This is a genomic window from Achromobacter spanius, assembly GCF_003994415.1.
Classification (GTDB): domain Bacteria; phylum Pseudomonadota; class Gammaproteobacteria; order Burkholderiales; family Burkholderiaceae_B; genus Achromobacter; species Achromobacter spanius_C.
In genome coordinates, this window is the sequence record NZ_CP034689.1 from 623,834 (window position 1) to 643,861 (window position 20,028).

Annotated in this window: 14 protein-coding genes and 1 pseudogene; 7 read left to right on the forward strand and 8 right to left on the reverse strand. The window is 65.2% G+C overall.

Going from position 1 to position 20,028, the window contains the following annotated elements; all coding sequences use genetic code 11:
* Positions 1–106: 106 nt before the first annotated feature.
* Together phoR and phoB are read right to left on the reverse strand one after the other, a co-directional pair.
* Positions 107–1,414 carry a phosphate regulon sensor histidine kinase PhoR gene (phoR, locus tag ELS24_RS02790; RefSeq protein ID WP_050449110.1) on the reverse strand — a complete coding sequence of 436 codons (1,308 nt, stop codon included), beginning with the start codon at positions 1,412–1,414 and terminating at the stop codon, positions 107–109.
* A gap of 12 nt (positions 1,415–1,426) precedes the next feature.
* On the reverse strand, positions 1,427–2,125 hold the full coding sequence (gene phoB / locus ELS24_RS02795; RefSeq protein ID WP_006227196.1) for a phosphate regulon transcriptional regulator PhoB: 699 nt from the start codon (positions 2,123–2,125) through the stop codon (positions 1,427–1,429).
* Between the two features lie 162 nt (positions 2,126–2,287).
* Here phoB and ubiE point away from each other — a divergent pair, with 162 nt between their 5' ends.
* The 6 genes from ubiE to rfaE2 all read left to right on the forward strand — a co-directional run bounded on the left by ubiE (position 2,288) and on the right by rfaE2 (position 8,255).
* Complete coding sequence (ubiE, locus tag ELS24_RS02800; RefSeq protein WP_050449109.1) at positions 2,288–3,064, forward strand: bifunctional demethylmenaquinone methyltransferase/2-methoxy-6-polyprenyl-1,4-benzoquinol methylase UbiE; 777 nt, start codon at positions 2,288–2,290, stop codon at positions 3,062–3,064.
* A 176-nt stretch (positions 3,065–3,240) separates the two neighbouring features.
* On the forward strand, positions 3,241–4,239 hold the full coding sequence (locus tag ELS24_RS02805; protein WP_050449108.1) for a Tim44 domain-containing protein: 999 nt from the start codon (positions 3,241–3,243) through the stop codon (positions 4,237–4,239).
* A 188-nt stretch (positions 4,240–4,427) separates the two neighbouring features.
* The gene (locus tag ELS24_RS02810) at positions 4,428–5,066 is read left to right on the forward strand and encodes a ubiquinone biosynthesis accessory factor UbiJ (protein ID WP_050449107.1); all 639 of its coding nucleotides are present in this window, start codon (positions 4,428–4,430) and stop codon (positions 5,064–5,066) included.
* Positions 5,067–5,069: 3 nt separating this feature from the next.
* Positions 5,070–6,623 (forward strand): ubiquinone biosynthesis regulatory protein kinase UbiB, encoded by a 1,554-nt coding sequence (ubiB, locus tag ELS24_RS02815; RefSeq protein WP_127183350.1) that lies wholly within the window; start codon positions 5,070–5,072, stop codon positions 6,621–6,623.
* Between the two features lie 180 nt (positions 6,624–6,803).
* Positions 6,804–7,682: a ferritin-like domain-containing protein gene (locus ELS24_RS02820; RefSeq protein WP_050449105.1), complete on the forward strand. Its 879-nt coding sequence runs from the start codon at positions 6,804–6,806 to the stop codon at positions 7,680–7,682.
* 84 nt (positions 7,683–7,766) lie between these two features.
* Positions 7,767–8,255 (forward strand): D-glycero-beta-D-manno-heptose 1-phosphate adenylyltransferase, encoded by a 489-nt coding sequence (gene rfaE2, locus ELS24_RS02825; protein WP_050449144.1) that lies wholly within the window; start codon positions 7,767–7,769, stop codon positions 8,253–8,255.
* A gap of 204 nt (positions 8,256–8,459) precedes the next feature.
* Here the strand turns inward: rfaE2 and ELS24_RS02830 are convergent, their stop codons facing one another.
* The 6 genes and pseudogenes from ELS24_RS02830 to ELS24_RS02855 all read right to left on the reverse strand — a co-directional run bounded on the left by ELS24_RS02830 (position 8,460) and on the right by ELS24_RS02855 (position 15,804).
* Positions 8,460–9,791, reverse strand: coding sequence for a TolC family outer membrane protein (locus ELS24_RS02830; RefSeq protein WP_050449104.1), 1,332 nt, complete (start codon positions 9,789–9,791; stop codon positions 8,460–8,462).
* A gap of 79 nt (positions 9,792–9,870) precedes the next feature.
* Positions 9,871–10,551, reverse strand: coding sequence for a protein-L-isoaspartate O-methyltransferase family protein (locus tag ELS24_RS02835; protein WP_050449103.1), 681 nt, complete (start codon positions 10,549–10,551; stop codon positions 9,871–9,873).
* A 172-nt stretch (positions 10,552–10,723) separates the two neighbouring features.
* A complete protein-coding gene (gene thiD / locus ELS24_RS02840; protein ID WP_050449102.1) occupies positions 10,724–11,566 on the reverse strand; it encodes a bifunctional hydroxymethylpyrimidine kinase/phosphomethylpyrimidine kinase in 843 nt (280 codons plus the stop codon).
* Positions 11,563–12,372 (reverse strand): thiazole synthase, encoded by an 810-nt coding sequence (locus ELS24_RS02845; protein WP_050449101.1) that lies wholly within the window; start codon positions 12,370–12,372, stop codon positions 11,563–11,565. Before ELS24_RS02845 ends, thiD begins: the two co-directional genes overlap by 4 nt.
* Before the next feature lie 156 nt (positions 12,373–12,528).
* Positions 12,529–13,550 (reverse strand): annotated as a pseudogene (locus ELS24_RS02850) (cobalamin-binding protein).
* Positions 13,551–13,602: 52 nt separating this feature from the next.
* Complete coding sequence (locus tag ELS24_RS02855; RefSeq protein WP_240669435.1) at positions 13,603–15,804, reverse strand: TonB-dependent receptor; 2,202 nt, start codon at positions 15,802–15,804, stop codon at positions 13,603–13,605.
* A 300-nt stretch (positions 15,805–16,104) separates the two neighbouring features.
* Here ELS24_RS02855 and metH point away from each other — a divergent pair, with 300 nt between their 5' ends.
* Entirely contained in the window at positions 16,105–19,878 is a 3,774-nt protein-coding gene (metH, locus tag ELS24_RS02860) for a methionine synthase (protein ID WP_127183351.1), read from the forward strand.
* Positions 19,879–20,028 lie beyond the last annotated feature (150 nt).

The window sequence follows — 20,028 nt, forward strand, 5'->3', positions numbered from 1 at the left end:
CAAGCGCGGCGGGGGCGGGGGCGGGGGGCAGCCGACGGCGCCGCAGGGTTGCGGCCAAGCTCGCAGCCGGGGGTGCAGTCGAGCTTGCAGCCGGGGCCGCAACCCCTTATTCGGCTTCGTCCACGGCGATGCGTTCGGGCGGAAAACGCAGGGAGAAAACGCTGCCCTTGCCGGGTTCGCTGGTGATCAGCAGTTCGGCGTCATGGCGCATGGCGATGTGCTTGGTGATGGCCAGCCCCAGGCCGGTGCCGCCGACTGCGCGCGAGCGCCCGCGATCCACGCGGTAGAAGCGTTCGGTCAGGCGCGGCAGGTGGCGCGCGGGGATGCCGATGCCGGTGTCCTGCACGCTGTAGCGCGCGCCGCCATCGGCTTCGCGTTCCCAGCGCACGGTGATCGTGCCGCCGTCCGGCGTGTAGCGCACCGCGTTGGTCAGCAGGTTCGACAGCGCGGAAGTCAGCTCCGTTTCGGCGCCCAGCACGTCCAGCGCTTCGTCTATATGCCATTCCAGCACGTGGCGGCCGCCCGACAGTGCTTCGATCTGCTGGCGCGCTTTTTGCAGCAGCGCGCCCATGTTGACGGCACGCGGGTCGCTGCCCGGTGACGATTCCAGCGTGGACAAGGTCAGCAGGTCTTCGACAATGGCCTGCATGCGCTGGGCCTGCTCGTGCATCATGTCGATGTACTGCTCGCGCTGTTCCGCAGGCAGCGCGTCGGCCGGCATGTCGCGCAGCGTTTCCAGAAAGCCCGCCAGCACCGTCAGCGGCGTGCGCAGTTCATGCGAGACGTTGGCGACGAAGTCGCGGCGCGTCGTTTCCAGGCGTTCGATCTGCGTCACGTCGCGCGTGATCAGCAGGCGCTGGTTGCTGGCGTAAGCGGTCAGCTGCATCATCATCAGCCGTTCCTGGCCCTGTTGGCCCAGGCGCACCAGGATGGGCTCAGGCCACGCGGGCCGATGCGCGTATTCCACGAATTCGGGCGCGCGCAGCAGGTTCAGCAGGTTGTGGCCCCGATCGGCCGGCAGGCGCAAGCCCAGATGCTGGCGCGCCATGCGGTTGCACCAGTCAATCTGGAAATCTTCATTCAGCGTGACCGCGCCGTCCGGCAAGGCTTGGGCGGCGGCCAGCATGCCTTGCATGGCATCGCGGGTTTCGGCCAGTTCCCGGGCGCGGGCCCGGGTGTAGCGGTAGAGGGGGGCGAGGATGTCGTCCCAAGGCCCGACGGAAGCGGGGGGAGACGTGTCCGGGTTATTGGCCCAGTGGGAAACCAGCGTCAGGCGCCAACTGCGCCAGAGCAGCATGGCGGTCAGCGCGGCTGAAAACACGATCCAGCCCAACGGATCGCCTATGAGCCATTGCGCCAATAGTGAAACAACCGCCCACAGGGCGACCAGGAAAAGTGTGCGCAGCCAGATCATCGTGCGGGAGTTTTACCGCGTCGGAAGCTGTGCCGTAAACCGGTAACCGCTGCCGCGCACGGTTTCCACGTGCGCGTCATGGCCGCTGGGCTCCAGCGCCTTGCGCAAGCGGCGGATATGGACGTCCACGGTGCGCTCTTCGACGAACACATGGTCGCCCCAGACCTGGTCCAGCAATTGCGAACGCGAAAACACGCGCTCGGGGTGGGTCATGAAGAAGTGCAGCAGGCGGAATTCGGTGGGGCCGATCTGCAACGACTGGCTGTTGCCCGACAGGCGATGCGTCACCGGATCCAGCTTCAGGCCGCCCACGTCGATGACGTCATCGGTCAACTGAGGCGCGCGGCGGCGCAGCACGGCCTTGATGCGGGCCATCAGTTCTTTGGGCGAGAACGGCTTGGTGATGTAGTCGTCGGCGCCGGCTTCCAGGCCGTCCACCTTGTCTTGTTCGGAGCCCTTGGCGGTCAGCATGATGACCGGCACGGCGCGGGTGCGCTCGTCATTGCGCAGCTTGCGCGCCATGGCCAGGCCGGAGGTGCCGGGCAGCATCCAGTCCAGCAGGATCAGGTCGGGCAATTCGGCGCGGATAAGGGTCTGGGCTTGGTCGGCGTCGAAGGCGCGCAGCACTTTGTGCCCCGCGAAGGACAGGTTGACGGCGATCAGTTCCTGGATTGCGGGTTCGTCTTCGACGACGAGGATGGTGCTGGACATGGCGAATTTGGCACGCTTCTGAGCGCCGGCGCGGCGCGAACATTGCGATAGTATGGCCGCAATATTTCAGGTATGTGACCATGGCGGGCTTGCCGGGCCGGATTTCGGGCCGTCGGCCCCTGCCCGATAGGCTACCATTGCCCGATATATCGGGAATTCACCATGCAAAACCCCTCCGAATCGCAACATTCCACGCCATCCAACGACTCTTCCACGCATTTCGGCTTTCAAACGGTGCCGGAAGGCGAAAAGGCCCGTAAGGTCGCTGAAGTCTTCCATTCGGTCGCTCAGCGCTACGACGTCATGAACGACTTCATGTCGGCCGGCCTGCACCGCGTCTGGAAGGCCTTCACCATAGGCCGCGCCGCCATCCGCCCCGGCATGAAGGTGCTGGACATTGCCGGCGGCACGGGCGACCTGGCCAAGGCGTTCGCCAAGCGCGCCGGCCCCACGGGCGAGGTCTGGCTGACCGACATCAACGATTCCATGCTGCGCGTGGGCCGCGACCGCATGACCGATGCCGGCCTGCTGCTGCCCACCGCCGTGTGCGACGCCGAGCGCCTGCCGTTCCCCACCGGGTATTTCGACCGTGTCAGCGTGGCCTTCGGCTTGCGCAACATGACCCACAAGGACCGCGCGCTGGCTGAAATGGCGCGGGTGTTGAAGCCGGGTGGCAAGCTGCTGGTGCTGGAGTTTTCGCGCGTGGCAAAGCCCTTGTCGCCCGCCTACGACTGGTATTCGTTTAACGTGCTGCCCTGGCTGGGCAAGAAAATCGCCAACGACGAGGCCAGCTACCGCTATCTGGCCGAATCCATCCGCATGCATCCCGACCAGGACACCCTGGCCGACATGCTGCGCACCGCCGGCCTGGAACGGGTGCAGTATTTCAACCTGACCGCCGGCATCGCCGCCCTGCACGAAGGCGTGCGCCTGGGCTGAAGCCGGCGTGTTCATCGGCTGAGGCGACCACCCACGGGGAACTTGTGAGGCAGTCGCTTGTCCGTTATTCTTACGACGTTCAGATTACTGTAAGAAAGTCGCGTATAGGTCCCACTGTCCGTGGGGCTCCTTGCTGCTCGGGGCAGCGGGGGCGCGAGTACGAGGGAGCAAACTCTATGTCCAAATTCTGTCTTTCGCGGTTTGTCGCCGCGGCGCTCATCGCCGTTTCCGGCGCGGCGTTGGTTACGGCATCGTTTGATGCCGAAGCTCGTCGCGCGGGTGGTGGTGGCAGCTTCGGCCGTCAATCCTCCAATGTGACCCAGCAGCGCCAGGCCACCACGCCGCCGACCGCCACCAACAATACGGCCGGCGCCACCGCGGCCCCGGCGGCTGCTGGCGCGGCCACGGCCGGTGCCGCGGGCGCCGCCGCCAAGAGCGGCGCGTCGCGCTGGCTTGGCCCCATCGCCGGCATCGCCGCTGGCCTGGGTATCGCCGCCCTGTTGTCCAGCATGGGCCTGTCGGGCGCGTTCGCCGAATTCCTCGGTTCCGCGCTGCTGATCGCCGCTGTTGTGTTCGCCGTCATGTTCATCATCCGCCGCCTGCGTGGCGCCGGTCCGCGTGCGGCAACGCAAGGCGCGTTCAATGGCGCCAACAACGCACCGGGCCAGCAACAGCAGCCCATGTGGCGTGAAGCGCTGAAGCCGACCGCCGCTGCCGCTCCGGCCGCTGCCGCCGCACCCGTGGCGCCGCCTGCCGTGCTGCCCAAGGCGGGTGAGGACAACAACTGGTTCGTGCCGGGCGACTTCGACACGCCGGCGTTCCTGAAACAGGCCAAGGAGCAGTTCGTCCGCATCCAGGCAGTGTGGGACAGCGGCAGCACCGACGGCCTGCGCGACTTCCTGACCGATGACCTGATCACCGAGCTCAAGCCGCAACTGGCCGAGCGCGGCGCGGCGCCCAACAAGACCGAAGTGGTCCTGCTGAACGCTGAAATGCTGGGTATCGAGACGGTGTCCGACGGCCACCTGGCCAGCGTGCGCTTCTCCGGCATGCTGCGCGAAGCCCCGGGTACCGAAGCCTTCCGTTTCGAAGAAGTCTGGAACCTGTTCAAGCCCGCCAACGGCGGTTGGCTGTTGGCTGGTATTCAGCAGATCCCCGTGGATCTGGCCAGCTAAACGCTGTTTGACCGGGGTTGACCCTGTCCTCTGCTGAAGGATGCCGCCCGGCATCCAATTGAACCGGCCCTAGATGGGCCGGTTTTTCCTTGTCTCGCTACGTGAAACACGCTCGCATCTAACCCGTTACACTCCCGATTTACCCACTAATTTCGGCAACCCCGGCCACCGGGTCGTTGCAAACCGTCATGCTGCCTTTTTCGTTCCTGCCCACCCCCTCGCGAATGGCTGTCAGCGCGCTCAACGCCTTGTTGCGGCGTGAGGACTGGGCGCGCGAGCGTTTGGCCAGGCACGCCGGCAAGACCGTGCGATTCGCCTTGGGCGGATTCACCTTGGCCCTGACGATCGATAGCGAAGGGCAGGCGGCGCAAGCTGACCCGGCCGTGGTGCCGGACGTGACCTTGACGGTCGCCCCTGAAAAACTGCCCTTGCCGCGCCTGGGGGCAGAGCGTGACGCGCCTGATTTCGCCGAAGCCACGCACATTTCTGGCGATGCGGCCCTGGCGCAGGTGGTGGCGGATCTGTCCAGGCAATTGCGCTGGGATCCCGAAGATGCGCTGGCCCGCGTGGTGGGCGATATCGCGGCGCTGCGCATCGTGGGCGGCGCGCGCGCGGCAGCCGATGGCGCGCGCACGGCCAGCAAGCGGCTGGCCGAAAACGTGTCTGAATACCTGGCCGAAGAAAGCGGCGTGCTGGTGGGCCGCCCCGCGTTGGAACAATGGCGCCTGGACCTGGCCGAGCTGAACGCGCGCGCGGATGCGCTGGTGCGTTCGGCCGGCGCGCTGCAAACCCGTCTGGCGTCCGCCAGCGCAAAGCGGGGTGCCTGATCCATGTTTCCCCTGCTGCGCCTGCTTCGCATCATCGTCGTATCGCTGCGCTATGGCCTGGACGAACTGGTCCTGTCCAGCCTGAACCATCCCTTGGCCACCTGCCTGTTGCGCGTCATTCGTCTGGGCACGCGTCCGCGCCAGCCGCGCGGGCAGCGTCTGCGCCTGGCGCTGGAATCGCTAGGCCCCATCTTTGTGAAGTTCGGGCAGGTGCTGTCCACCCGCCGCGACCTGATCCCCGCTGATATCGCCAACGAGCTCGCTCTGCTGCAGGACCGCGTACCGCCGTTCCCGTCGGCACAGGCCGCGGCGTGCATCGAGGCCGCGCTGGGCGCGCCGCCCGACAAGTTGTTCGCGCAGTTCGACGTGGATCCGGTGGCGTCGGCGTCCATCGCGCAGGTGCACTTCGCCGTGCTGCACGACGGCCGCGAGGTCGCGGTGAAGGTGTTGCGGCCGGGCATGCTGGGCATCATCGAAAAAGACCTGTCGCTGCTGAAGATCGTGGCGCGCATCATCGAACGCCTGGGCGCCGACGGCCGCCGCCTGAAGCCGCGCGAAGTCGTGGCCGAATTCGACAAATACCTGCACGACGAACTGGATCTGGTGCGCGAAGCATCCAACTGCAGTCAGTTGCGCCGCAATTTCGGCCCGGAATCCGGCCGGGGCGACATGCTGATCGTGCCCGAGGTGATCTGGGAATACACCGCATCCACCGTATTCACCATGCAACGCATGTACGGCATGCCGGTGGGTCAGGTGCAACGCATGCGCGAGGCGGGCATCGACATCCCGACGCTGGCGCGCACCGGGGTGGAAATCTTCTTCACGCAGGTGTTCACCGACGGTTTCTTCCACGCCGACATGCACCCCGGTAACATCTACGTGTCGGATCGCCCCGAGACGCTGGGCAGCTATATCGCGCTTGACTTCGGCATCGTGGGCTCGCTGTCCGAGTTCGATAAAAACTATCTGGCGCAGAATTTCCTGGCCTTTTTCCATCGCGATTACCGGCGTGTGGCGCAGTTGCACATTGAATCCGGCTGGGTGCCCGCCGACACGCGCGAAGAAGAACTGGAAGGCGCCGTGCGCGCCGTCTGCGAACCGTACTTTGACCGGCCGCTGTCCGAGATCTCGCTGGGGCAGGTTCTGCTCCGCCTGTTCCAGACGTCGCGCCGGTTCAATGTAGAGATCCAGCCGCAACTGGTCTTGCTGCAAAAGACCTTGCTGAACGTCGAGGGCTTGGGCCGTCAGCTCGACCCCGACCTGGATCTCTGGAAGACCGCCAAGCCGTATCTGGAACGCTGGATGCGTCAGCGTGTCGGATTCAAGGGCTTGCGCCAAAGCCTGGAAAAAGAAGCCGTGCAGTGGTCGCAAATGCTGCCCGCCTTGCCCAGGCTAGTCCATGACCACCTGAGCCGTCCGAATGTCTCGCCAGCGCTGCTGGCCGAGATGGTTCACTTGCGGCGCGCCCAGGAACAGAACAACCGGCTGGTTGCAGCGCTGGTTGGGGTAGTGGCTCTTGCGATCGGGGTCGCAATATGGGCCTTGACCCGGTAGGCGGCGCGATGATCTAGACGAACGCTGTCATGTTTCATTCATGAAACGGTCATCATAGCTTCGCGGGAAACGGCGAAAAATAGCGCTGCGGTGGATGAATGCAGCGTTACGCCGACAAGACGCGTGCGCCATTCATTAATTTCTATCGCCCCACAAGCGGGACGAATACAAGGGCAGACCATGCTTTATCCTGAACTCTTCAAGACCATGGAAGCGGTGCGCTGGAACATGGCTCATGACATCCCCTGGGGGGATTTCGATCGCAGCAAGCTCTCGGACGAGCAGGCGCAAACGATCAAGATGAACGCCATCACCGAATGGGCGGCGCTGCCGGCCACGGAGATGTTTCTGCGCGACAACCGCGGCGACAGCGATTTCTGCGCATTCATGTCGGTGTGGTTCTTCGAAGAGCAGAAGCACTCGCTGGTGCTGATCGAATACCTGCGCCGCTTCCGTCCGGACCTGGTTCCCACCGAAGAAGAGCTGCACAACGTGCGCTTTGAATTCGACGTTGCGCCCGAACTTGAAACGCTGATGCTGCATTTCTGCGGCGAGATTCGCCTGAACCACTGGTATCGCCGTGCCGCCGAATGGCACACGGAACCGGTCATCAAGGCCATCTACAAGACTGTGGCGCAAGACGAAGCCCGCCATGCCGGCGCGTACCTGCAATACATGCGCCGAGCGCTGCATGACCGCGGCCAGGACACCAGCGAACAGGCTCGCCTGGCGTTCTCGAAGATCGGTGTGCTGATGGCTTCGGCCGGCCGGACCCAGCAGGCGCTGCACCCGACCAACCTGCACGTGAACAAAGACCTGTTCCCCAACGACACCGTGCAATCGCGCCTGCCCGAGCCGGGCTGGCTGGAGCACTGGCTCGACACGCAGATTCGCTTTGACGGCATCTGGGAACAAAAGGTCGCCAGCCGCATCCTGCACATTTTGTCCAAGCTGATGGATCGCAGCTTCGAAACGGTGAAAGACCTGAATCGCTACCGCAAGGAAATGACGGCGCTGGTCGTGCCCAAGGAAAAGAAGATCATCCTGGGCGGCGCCTGATATTTCGGGGCGACCGGGAAAGCTCGCCGGAGAGCCCCCGGGGATGCTGCTTCTTGGCGGCGGATGCGCGGATATAATCGCCGCATGTCCGCCGCCCGTTTTGAATCCAAAGTCCTGTCCCGCGACGAATGCGTCGCCGCCGTCGCCGCTGGCCGCCTGCCGCGGCCGCTGGTATTCACCAACGGCGTCTTCGACATCCTGCATCGCGGCCACGCCACGTATCTGGATCAGGCCGCCCAGCTGGGCGCGACGCTGGTGGTGGCAGTGAACACCGACGAGTCGGTGCGCCGCCTGGGCAAAGGCGCCGAACGCCCGTTGAATCGCATGGAAGACCGCGCCGCGCTACTGGCCGCGCTGGGCTGCGTGACCGTGGTCACGTCGTTCCACGAAGACACGCCCGAAGCCTTGATCGGCGAGATCAAGCCCGATCTGATCGTCAAGGGCGGCGACTACGACATGGAAACGCTGCCGGAAACGGCGCTGGTAAAAAGCTGGGGCGGCCGCGCGGTGGCGATCCCGTTCGAATTCGAACGGTCCACGACGGCGCTGGTGAAGAAGATTCAGGGCGGCTGACAAACATGCGGCTCAAGGGCCGCATCTTTTTGCGCGGGAAGGTGATGGATTCCGCGCGATCTTCGGTGGGGTTCTTGCGACGGGTATCGCGCGCTTCACCCATCCTACGAGCGAGGCCGCTTGTCCTTGATGCGTAGGATGGGTGAAGCGCGGCACATCGGTCATGAACGACCAAGCGCCCATCGCGCGCAACCCATCACCTCCTTACCTCGGGTCCCTCAACAAGCGATTGATCGCTTCCAGATCCGTTTCGGCCAAAATCCCGCTGCTTGCCTTCAGCCTCAACCCCGACAGCACCGTGCTATACCTCGCCAGCGCCAGATCGCGTTGCGTCGCATAAAGCTGTTGCTGCGCGTTCAACACATCCAGGTTGATCCGCACGCCGACTTCGTATCCCGTACGGTTGGCTTCCACGGCTGCCCGGCTGGATTTTTCACCGGCTTCCAGCGCCCGGATACGTGCCAGCCCACTCGTGACGCCGGTGTAATACTGGCGCGCGGCCTGAATTGCCTGGCGGCGCGCGGTTTCGAAATCGTGGCGGGCCTTCTGTTCCAACTGCACCTTTTCGGTCACTTGCGACGACACGCCGCCACCGGAATACAGCGGAATCGACAGCACCACGCCCACCGTGTTGTCGATCGGCTTGCCCGGCGCGGCATTGCGCATGACTGCGTCGCTGGCGCTGCCGCTGGTGGCGCGCAGGTTCAGCGTGGGATAGTGGCCGCTCTTGGCGATCTGGATTTCTCGCCCCGCGATGCGGGTCAGTAATTGCGCGCGCAGCACTTCCAGGCTGGACGATTCGGCCTGCGTGCTCCAGTCGTTGACGCGCGCGGGTTGGGGCGCCGGCAATTGCACGCCGTAGGGCAGTTCGGCCAGCGCGCCAGGCGGTGACCCTATGATCTTGGCGAGTTCGTCGCGGCGCACGTCCAGATCGTTCTGCAGGCGCAGTTCCTGCGCCACCACCAGGTCGTAGCGCGCCTGTGCTTCATACGTGTCGGTGACCGTGGAATTGCCCAGCTCGAAATTGCGCTTCGCCGATTCCAACTGTCCGGCCACGGCGGCCTTTTCGGCCTCGGTGGCGGTCAGCGCGTCTTGCGCATACAGCACGTTGAAATAGGCGTCGGCCACGCGCAGCAGCAGGTCTTGATAGGCCTGCTGCAGTTGCACCTCGACGTCGGCAACGATCAGTTTGGACTGCTCGTAGTTCTGCCAGCGGCCCCAATCAAACAGAGGCTGGGTCAGCGCCAGATCCCAGACGCCGCGCCCGCCGCTATACGACACGCCCAGGCCGCGCGTGCTGCGGGTTTCCTGGTAGGCGCCGCCAGCTTCCGCCGAGATCAGCGGCAGCAGCAGCGAACGGGCTTGGGGTTCTTTTTCCAGGCCGGCGCGATAGTTCGCGCGGGCCGCGGCGTAGATCGGGTCATTGCCCAGCGCGGCTTGCCAGACCTGGATCAGGTTCTGCGCGAACACGGACGACGAAGCGACGCTTGCGGCGCAGGTAAAAACCAGTAAAGCCGTAAGCAGTCGGACGCGCATGATTGTCAACGATACGCCGGGCCGTCCCAGGGCGCGCGGGCCCCGATGCGGGGCGGGCGCGGGGCGGCAGGGAGGGGGGTTAGAACTTGAACTGCGACACCGCAACGCCACGCAGCGGCTTGATCACGGTTTCGAACAGGTTCACCGTTTCAAAGCTGGCGGCGGTGGTGCGGGTGATGCGACAGGCCGTCATGACGGGGGCCTGGCCCACGATCACGACCAGACGGCCACCCACGCGCAGTTGGTACTTCAGCGCGTCCGGCACGACCGGCACCGAACCCGTGACCAGAATGGCGTCGTATTCGGTGGAGCCCCAGCCGTTGCGGGCGTCGCCGGTTTCAACCTTGACGTTGGTGACGTTGTTCATTTGCAGGTTCTGCTGCGCGAACGTCACCAGGCGGCTGTCGATTTCAACCGAGGTCACCTGTTGGGCCAGATAGCCCAGCAGCGCGGCCTGGTAGCCGGAACCGGTGCCGATTTCCAGTACGCAGTCGGACTTGGTCAATTGCAGTTCTTGCGCCAGACGCGCTTCAACCTTGGGGGCGAGCATGGTCTGGCGGGTGTTGACCGCATTGATTTCAAGCGGCAGTTCCAGGTCGGAAAACGCCAGGGCGCGCAGGGCCGGCGGAACGAATTGTTCGCGGCGCACATCGAACAGCGCTTGCAGCACGTTGGCGTCCAGGACGTCCCACGGGCGGATCTGCTGTTCCACCATATTGAAGCGGGCTTGTTCTACGTCGGGCAGGGTCGAAGCGTTCATGACGGTCAGGAAAAAACAGAGGAATCAGGCGGCCATTGTACCGATTCGTAGCGGCCTGTGACGGCGCGCGCCGCAGGCAGGTGTTTCAGCGCCCGGAAACGATTGCGGCGCTTCGAAAAGCGCCGCGATTATCAGCATACCCAGCGAGCAAGCCCCGGGCTGGGGCCGTCCGTTACCACCAGGCGTGGAAGTGATGCACCGGGCCGTGTCCCGACCCCACCGACAGCCGCTCGGCGTGGCGAATGGCTTCGGTCAGATAAGCCTTGGCGCGGCGCGCCGCCTCCGGTGCGTCCCCAATTTGAGGCAACAAGGCCGCCAGCGCTGCCGACAGCGTGCAACCGGTGCCGTGGGTATTTGCCGTTTCAATGCGGTGGCCGGGCAGCTCGATCATGCGGTCGCCGTCGTGCAGCAGGTCGATGGTCTCGTTGCCAGGCAGATGGCCGCCCTTGACCAGCACCCAGCGTTCGCCCGAATGCGCCAGCTTGTTGCGCAGGCGTTCGGCCACGCGCCGCATTTCCTTGACGGTTTCCACCGGCCGCTCTTCCAGCAGCACGCCGGCTTCGGGCAGGTTGGGCGTCAGCATCGTGCATTGCGGCAGCAGCGCTTCGCGCATGGCGCCCACGGCGTCGTTCTCCAGCAGCAGGTCGCCGCTTTTGGCCACCATGACCGGGTCCAGCACCACATGCGCCGGGGTCCACTTGGCCAGCTTTTCAGCCACCACTTCAATCACCGGGCGCTGGCCCAGCATGCCGATCTTGACCGCGTCGATGCGCACGTCGGCGAACAGCGTATCGATCTGCAAGCCCACAAACGCGGGCGGCACGGCCGAGATGCCGGTGACGCCCTTCGTGTTCTGGGCCGTCAGCGCGGCGATGATGGCGCAACCATAGGCGCCCAGCGCGCTCATCGCCTTGACGTCGGCCAGGATGCCGGCGCCGCCGGACGGGTCGACGCCGGCAATGCTCAGCGCGTTGGGAATGGGACGGGCGTTGCCGTCCTGTTGGCGCGAACTCATTTCGCCGCGCCCGGGCCGCCGGTGATCAGCCCTTCGGTGGGCGAGCTGGGCGCGCCGCTGTACAGCTTCTTGGGCATGCGGCCGGCCAGGAAGGCCTCGCGGCCGGCTTCCACGCCCTTCTTCATGGCGCTGGCCATCAGGATCGGGTCTTGCGCGCCAGCGATGGCGGTGTTCATCAGCACGGCGTCGCAGCCCAGTTCCATGGCGATGGCGGCATCCGACGCGGTGCCCACGCCAGCGTCCACCACGACCGGCACGCGGGCCTGATCGATGATCAGGCGCAGGTTCCAGGGGTTCAGGATGCCCATGCCCGAGCCGATCAGGGACGCCAGCGGCATCACCGCCACGGCGCCCATGTCTTCCAGCATGCGGCACTGGATGGGGTCGTCGGTGCAATAGACCATGACCTTGAAGCCCTCGTCGACCAGCGTCTTGGTGGCCTTCAGGGTTTCGGGCATGTTCGGGAACAGCGTGTGCGGGTCGCCCAGCACTTCCAGCTTGACGAGATCGTGGCCGTCCAGCAGTTCGCGCGCCAGGCGCAGCGTGCGCACGGCGTCGTCGGCGCTGTAGCAGCCGGCCGTGTTGGGCAGCAGCGTGAATTTGGATGTCGGGACGTAGTCCAGCAGGTTCGGTTCGCCCGCGTTCTGGCCGATGTTGGTGCGGCGGATGGCGACGGTGACGATTTCCGTGCCGCTGGCGTCCAGCGCCGCGCGGGTCTGTTCAAAGTCCTTGTACTTGCCGGTGCCGACAAGCAGGCGCGACGAATAGGCGCGTCCGGCGATGGTGAGAGTGTCTTGTGTGGTCATGGCGGTGTTTCAAAGGGCGGGTGCGCACAGCGATGCCCGCGGTAGGCTGACTGAAAGGCTTTGGCGAATGATAAAGCACGATGTCACGCCGCACGCCGAAGTCCATGAGAAGCGGCGTTCCGTTTTTCAAGGATTGCGCCAAATACCAAGAACGGATCAGCGCAGCCGGTCCAGGTCGGCGCAGATGGCTTCGGCCGCGTCGATCAGGCGCGGCCCAGGGCGATACAGCGCGTCGGCATCCACGCCGTAGACGTGCCCAAGGCGCGCGGCGGGCAGCCCCAGCGCCTGCCAGGCGGCCAGGTTGCGGGCTGTGTCCTCGGGCCGGCTTACGCCCGCCAACACGGCTTCGGGCCGGGCCGCCAGCACGCCTTCCAGGCTGACCTGGGGGGCCACGATGGGCGCCTGCCCAAAGACGTTGACGCCGCCGCAGATGCGCAGCGCGTCGCTGACGATGCTGCTGTCGTTCAGGGTGTAGATCGGGTCCAGCCCCGCCTGGATAAAGACGCGCACGGGCCGGCGGCCGGCGTAGCGCGCGGTCAGGGCGTCCAGGCGAGCGCGCAGTTGCGCGGCGGCCGGTTGGGCTTGTGCCTGGGTGCCGAACAACACGCCCATGCGTTCCACGGCGTCGGGTATGGCGGCCAGCGTCAAGGGGTCGCTGTAGAACACCGGCACGCCCAGCTTGTCCATGACGCGCACCACGGGTTGGGCCGCGGTGGGTTGCCAGGCAATCAGCAGGTCGGGGCGGACGGCGGCCACGCGTTCGGCGTCGGGTTGTGTGCCGTCGCCGATGACGGGCACCTGGCGCGCGGCGGGGGGTAGTCGCTGCCGCGGATGGTGGCGGCAAGGTAGTCGCCCGCACCGGCCGCGAAAACCAGCTCGGTCGCGTGCGGCGCCAGCGTGATGGCGCGGCGCGCGGGCGCGGCCAGGGAAACCGGGCGGCCCTTGTCGTCCTGCGTGTGGATGGCGGTGTCGGCGGGCGTTGCGGCCGGGGTAGCGGCCAAGGGGGCGGACGAAGGTACGACCGAGGGGGCGTCCGAAGTTGCGGCCGACGCTGCGACCGAGGGCGCGGCCAGGGTCGCCGCCCAAGCCAGCAGGGCGCCCTGGGCCAGCAGAAGGCCCAGGGACCGCTTCAGGAACCGCCCCGGGCAGGGGCGAATCAATGCGCGTGCGTACGTCATGCAAGAGCCGATAAGGTCAGCGAAGAACGCCGACTATATCGGATGTCCGCCATCAATAGCGCAGGGTGAGCGACGCGTAGAAATTGCGGCCCGGCGCCGGGTACAGGTTGTAGTTGGCAACCGGCCCCAGCATTTCGAACGATGCATTGCCGCCGCGTATGCCGTACGTGGCGTACTGGCGATCGAAGATGTTGTTCACGCCGATGGCGCCTTCGATGTTGCGCGTGAATTTGTACGCAACCTTCGTGTTGAACAGCACGTAGGCGTCCAGTTCCTTGTCGAACTGGTTGGCCTGGTCGTTGTCCATGCGCGACTTGCCCACGTACTGCGCCGACACGTTCCACAGGAAGGCGTCGGTGGGGCGCCAGGTCACGCCGGCGTTGGCCAGCCACTTGGGCGCCAGCGGCACGGTCTTGCCGGCCAGGTCCACGCCCGCGTAGGTGCCCGAGCGGAATTGCGCTTCCATCCAGGTCAGGTTGGCATCCAGCGTGACGCTGCTGGACACGGCGGTGCGGCCTTCCAGTTCGATGCCTTGGCGGCGGGTCGGATCCAGGTTGGTGTTGGCGCCGGTGCCCGGGCCCCACATGCCGTCGGCCAGCGGGTTGTACTGGATTTCGTTGGTCAGGTCATAGCGGAAGTACGACAGGCGGGCGCTGCTGGCCGCGCCTTGCCACGTCACGCCGATTTCCTTGTCGGTGGACGTTTGCGGGGCCAGCGGGCTTTGCACCGACAGCAGTTCGTCTGCGTTGGGCAGGCGGAAGCTGCGGCCGACCTTGCCGTACAGGCCGAAGCCGGCCGACAGTTCCTGGCGCACGCCCAACTGCCAGGCGGTCAGGTGGTTGCTGCGGTCCGACGCGGTGCCCGATCCGCTAAGCACTTCCAGGTCGTCCGAGGCGTACTGGCGGCGCACGCCGGCCGTGACGGTGGTGCTGTCGGTGGCGCGGATCTGGCCTTCGGCGAACAGGCCGTACTGGTGCTGGCGCGATTGCCACTTCGACGGTTCGAAGTCGTAGTAGGCGTTCTGGTCGGCGGTGGTCTTGGATTCTTGCGCGTCGGCGCCGAACACGATGCTATGGCCGCCGTTGATCGGCAGGCGATAGCGCACGCTGGCAATGTTCTCTTCCAGCTTCTGGTCGCGCAAGGTGTCGCCAAAGCCGTCGAAAGACAGACCGTTCAGCTTCTTTTCGCGGGTGGACAGGTCGGCGTACAGCATGCCCGTGCCAATGGCTTGCTCCACTTGCAGGCCGAAGGTGGTGGACGTGGTCTTGACGTAGTCCACATCGTTCTTCGAGCCGCGCGGGTCGTCCTGGAATTCGTTCACGCCCGTCGACGGGCTGATCAGGCGCGGGCCGGGCAGTTCCAGCTTTTGCGTGGTGGTGCGGCCGTACAGGCGGATCGAGCCGTTGTCGTGGCGCAGCGTGATGCCACCGCCGCCGCCTTCGCGGCGCTCGCCGCTGTGGTCGCGGTAGCCGTCGCTGTGCAGCGACTGCATGTAGGCGTCTACGCCGACCTTCTGGTTGTTCAGGGCCACCGCGGCGTCGTACTGACGCAGGCCGTAGCTGCCAAACGTGGCGGTGGCGCGGGCCGTCACCGGCTCTTTCGAGAAATCCGATTTTGTGATGATGTTGATGACGCCGCCGGTTGTGCCGCCGCCGTACTGCACCGAACCGCTGCCGCGCACGATTTCAACGCGTTCCACCTGGTCCAGTGGCACCACGCCCAGGCTGGGGGCGGACAGGTCATTCGTGTTCTGCTTCACGCCGTCGATCAGGATCAGCGTGTTGCTGGCGCCCGTGATGCCGAAGCCGCGCAGGTCGACAATGGCGTTGTCGCTGGAGCTGCTGGTGTTGATCAGGTTGATGCCGGCCTGGGTCGACAGCAGGTCCTGCATGGTGCGGGCGCTGCTGGCGGCGATGTCTTCGGCGGTGATCACCGAAATGGACACCGGCAGCGTGCGGCCGTCGGTCGGCACGCGCTGGGCGGTGACGGTGACCGTGTCGAGTTCGGGGTGGGGGAGGCAGCTTGCTGGGCGGCGGCGATGGCCGGAGCGGAACAGAGCAGGGCGCCGGCGTAACGCCGGATAGAGCGGGCTTTCATCTACGTAACCTCGATGCGACCCGCGACCCCGCAGGCCAATCACGATGGGAGGATGCCACCGCGCCACGTTGGGCCAGACTGGCCTGGCGCGGCGGCGATGGACTTCCTGACGAGCGAACTGGCCGGTATCGGGCTGCCATGGGCGCAAAGCGCGCATGGGGACCGTTGCGGGGGCAGCACAGGCTGGACGCGGGGCCTGCCGGCAGCCTGCTGTGTGGCAAGGCGGCGGCGGCCCGGGGGGCGTCTTCCTGTTTCCCGTTTACCTTTCGCACGCGGGCAGGCAAGTGTTGCGTTCTTGCCAGCCCAATGCGCCGAAAGCACCGGTTCGGGGCCGAAACTGTATCACCCGAGGGCGCGCGGGACCCCGTTTTGTTACGATCAGGGCTTGTTTTTTCGGCGTTTTTCGCTTTTTAGCCACATCCGCGCCGCCGTTGGCCAACTTTATCCGGACCTGCCCGTGTCGTATCCCCGCCTGCCGTACCCGCCCGAAGCCTATACCCAAGGTGGTGAATTCGCCCGCCTGCTGGGCAAGCGCATCCTGATCCTGGACGGCGCCATGGGCACCATGATCCAGCGCTACAAGCTGGGCGAGGCCGACTTCCGGGGCGAGCGGTTCGCCGACCACGGCAAGGACGTCAAGGGCAATAACGAACTGCTGTCGCTGGTGCGCCCCGACGTCATCTCCGAGATCCACCGCCAGTATCTGGAAGCGGGCGCGGACGTCATCGAGACCAACACCTTCGGCGCCACCACCATCGCGCAGGGCGACTACGACCTGCCGGAACTGGCCTACGAACTGAACCTGGTTTCCGCGCAACTCGCGCGCGAAGCCTGTGACGCCTACAGCACGCCGGACAAGCCGCGCTTCGTGGCTGGCGCCCTGGGCCCGCAGCCCAAGACCGCGTCGATCTCGCCCGACGTGAATGACCCCGGCGCCCGCAACGTCACCTTCGACGAATTGCGTGTGGCTTATATAGAGCAGTTGAACGGGTTGCTGGACGGCGGCATCGACATCGTCCTGATCGAAACCATCTTCGACACGCTGAACGCCAAGGCGGCCATCTTCGCCACCGAAGAAGTGTTCGAAGCGCGCGGCATCCGCCTGCCCGTGATGATCTCGGGCACCGTCACCGACGCCTCGGGTCGCATCCTTTCCGGCCAGACGGTCGAAGCCTTCTGGAATTCCGTGCGCCATGCGCGCCCCGTCACCATCGGCCTGAACTGCGCGCTGGGCGCGGCGCTGATGCGGCCCTACGTGGCCGAGCTGTCCAAGATCTGCGACACCTATGTCTGCGTGTACCCCAACGCCGGCCTGCCCAATCCCATGGCCGAAACCGGCTTTGACGAAACGCCCGCCGACACGTCCGCGCTGCTGGAAGAATTTGCCCGCGCCGGCTTGGTGAACATGTCGGGCGGCTGTTGCGGCACCACGCCCGACCACATCCGCGCCATTGCCGACAAGGTCGCATCGCTGACGCCGCGCGTCGTGCCCGACATTCCGGTCAAGACGCGCCTGTCCGGCCTGGAAGCGTTGAACATCGACGAAGACACGCTGTACGTCAACGTGGGCGAACGCACCAACGTGACGGGCAGCAAGATGTTCGCCCGCCTGATCCGCGAAGAAAAGTACGACGAGGCGCTGGCCGTGGCCCGCCAGCAGGTTGAGAACGGCGCGCAGATCATCGACATCAACATGGACGAGGCCATGCTGGATTCGGTGGCCTGCATGCACCGCTTCCTGAACCTGATCGCGTCCGAGCCCGACATCGCCCGCGTGCCGGTCATGATCGACAGTTCCAAGTGGGAAGTTATCGAAACCGGCCTGAAGTGCGTGCAGGGCAAGGCGGTGGTGAACTCCATTTCCATGAAGGAAGGGATCGAGCCCTTCCGCCATCACGCCCGCCTGTGCCGCCGCTACGGCGCGGCCGTGGTCGTCATGGCTTTTGACGAACTGGGCCAGGCCGACACGCTGGAACGCCGCAAGGAAATCTGCGGCCGCGCGTACAAGATCCTGGTGGACGAAGAAGGCTTCCCGCCGGAAGACATCATTTTCGACCCGAACGTTTTCGCGGTCGCCACCGGCATCGACGAACACAACCACTACGCGGTGGACTTCATTGAAGGCACCCGCTGGATCCGCGACAACCTGCCGCACGCCCGTATATCGGGCGGGGTGTCCAACGTCAGCTTCTCGTTCCGTGGCAACGAGCCGATGCGCGAAGCCATCCACACCGTGTTCCTGTATTACGCGGTCAAGGAAGGCATGACGATGGGCATCGTCAACGCCGGCCAGTTGGGCGTGTACGCCGACCTGGACCCCAAGCTGCGCGATCTGGTCGAAGACGTGGTGTTGGACCGCGCCGAACCCGTGGGCAAGACGGACCCGGCCGACGAACGCACGCCCACCGAACGCCTGGTGCAGTTTGCCGACAGCGTGAAGGGCTCCGGCGCCAAGCGCGAAGAAGACCTGACCTGGCGCAAGGCGGATGTCGAACAGCGCCTGTCGCACGCGCTGGTGCACGGCATCACCACCTTCATCGTGGAAGACACCGAAGAAGTGCGCCAGAAGATCTTTGACCGGGGCGGCCGCCCCATCGAAGTCATCGAAGGCCCGCTGATGGACGGCATGAACGTCGTGGGCGACCTGTTCGGCGAAGGCAAGATGTTCCTGCCGCAAGTGGTGAAGTCGGCCCGCGTCATGAAGCAGGCCGTGGCCCATTTGATTCCGTTCATCGAAGAAGAAAAACGCCAGATCGCGGCGGCCGGCGGCGACGTGCGCGCCAAGGGCAAGATCGTCATCGCCACCGTCAAGGGTGACGTGCACGACATCGGCAAGAACATCGTGTCGGTGGTCTTGCAGTGCAATAACTTCGAAGTCGTGAACATGGGCGTGATGGTGCCCTGCGCGCAGATCCTGGAAAAAGCCAAGGAAGAAAACGCCGACATCGTCGGCCTGTCCGGCCTGATCACGCCCAGCCTGGAAGAAATGGCCTACGTGGCCAGCGAAATGCAGCGCGACGAGTACTTCCGCAGCCGCAAGCTGCCGTTGATGATCGGCGGCGCCACCACCAGCCGCGTGCACACCGCCGTGAAGATTGCGCCCAACTACGACGGCCCGGTCATCTATGTGCCCGACGCCAGCCGTTCGGTGGGCGTGGCCACCAACCTGATGTCGGACCAATCCGAAACCTACCTGGCCGACTTGGCGCAGGAATACGAAGACGTGCGCCGCCGCCACGCCAACCGCAAGGCCACGCCGATTCTGCCGCTGGCCGACGCGCGCGCCTCGCGCCCCGTGATCGATTGGGACAACTACACGCCGCCGCGCCCGAAGTTCATTGGCCGCCGCACGTTCAAAAGCTATGACCTGGCCGAGATCGTGAAGTACGTGGATTGGGGTCCGTTCTTCCAGACTTGGAGCCTGTTCGGCCCGTTCCCCGCCATTCTTGACGACAAGGTCGTGGGCGAGCAGGCGCGCAAGGTCTACGCCGACGGCCTGGCCATGATGAAGCGCATCGTCGAAGGCCGCTGGCTGACCGCCAACGGCGTGGTGGGCTTCTACCCGGCCAACAGCGTCAACGACGAAGACATCGAAATCTACAAGGACGAAACGCGCAGCGAAGTGCTGTTCACGTATCGCAACCTGCGCCAGCAGGGCGCCAAGCGCGAAGGCGTCAGCAACAAGTCGCTGTCGGACTACATCGCGCCCAAATCGTCGGGCAAGATGGACTACATCGGCATGTTCGCCGTCACGGCGGGCATTGGCATCGAGAAAAAGGAAGCGGAATTCGAGAAGGCGCTGGATGACTATTCCAGCATCATGTTGAAGTCCCTGGCCGACCGCCTGGCCGAAGGCTTCGCCGAATGCCTGCATGCCCGCGTGCGCCAGGACCTGTGGGGCTATGCGCCCGACGAGGCCCTGAGCAACGAAGACATGATTGCCGAAAAATACGTGGGCATCCGCCCCGCGCCCGGCTACCCGGCCTGCCCGGAACACGTTGTGAAAACCGACATGTTCCGCGTGCTGGACGGCAGCGACATCGGCATGATGCTGACCGACAGCTACGCCATGTACCCCGCGTCCAGCGTGTCCGGCTTCTACTTCAGCCACCCCGACTCGCAATACTTCAATGTGGGCGTGATCGGCGAAGACCAGCTTGAGGACTACGCCAAGCGCAGCGGCCGCAGCATCGAAGACCTGAAGCGCACGCTGGCGCCGAACCTGGGCTAAGGCGCCGGCCTTTCGGGCCGAGGCGCTGGCCCTTTGGTCGGATCAAGGAGCCGGCCCTTCGGACAAAGGTGCCGGCTCGGCGGGACTAAGCGCCAGTCCCGGTCATTGGCGTCTGTGGCGCCTATATCCGACCATCGCCGCCCATTCCCG